Origin of the sequence: Saccharothrix sp. ST-888 (assembly GCF_000955975.1) — a bacterium.
Taxonomy (GTDB): Bacteria; Actinomycetota; Actinomycetes; order Streptomycetales; family Streptomycetaceae; genus Kitasatospora.
On sequence record NZ_JYJF01000335.1, the window covers coordinates 1 to 585 of the forward strand.

General features: G+C 70.9%; 1 protein-coding gene. It reads right to left on the reverse strand.

Going from position 1 to position 585, the window contains the following annotated elements:
• Window positions 1-585: chorismate synthase (locus UK12_RS32965; RefSeq protein ID WP_045306891.1), on the reverse strand; the 585-nt coding region annotated here is incomplete at both ends.

Below are 585 nucleotides of genomic sequence, written 5' to 3' on the forward strand. Positions count from 1 at the left end.
GCGAGCCGGGCGTCCAGACGGCGGTCCCAGTGCACATGCGAACCCAGGCCCACCGGCACCCCGTACGCCAGCACCTCGACCACACCACCCAGCGTGTCACCGTCCTTGTGCGCCCGGTCGATCTCCGCCACCATCGCCGCACTCGCCTCCGCGTCCAGGCAGCGCACCGGGTCCTCGTCCAGACGGGCCTCGTCCGAAGGCAGCGGCAGCACACCGGCCGGAGCCTTGGCAGCGGCCAGCTCCACCACGTGCGACACGATCTCGATGCCGCAGGTCTCCCTGAGGTAGGAACGCGCCACCGCACCCAGCGCCACCCGGGCCGCCGTCTCACGCGCACTCGCCCGCTCCAGGATCGGACGCGCCTCGTCGATCGAGTACTTCTGCATCCCCGCCAGATCCGCATGCCCCGGACGCGGCCGGGTCAGCGCCTCGTTGCGCGCCAGATTCGCCAGCACCTCCGGATCCACCGGATCGGCCGACATCACCAGCTCCCACTTCGGCCACTCGGTGTTGCCCACCATCACCGCCACCGGACTGCCCATCGTCAGCCCGTGCCGGACACCACCGAGAAACGTGACCTCGTCC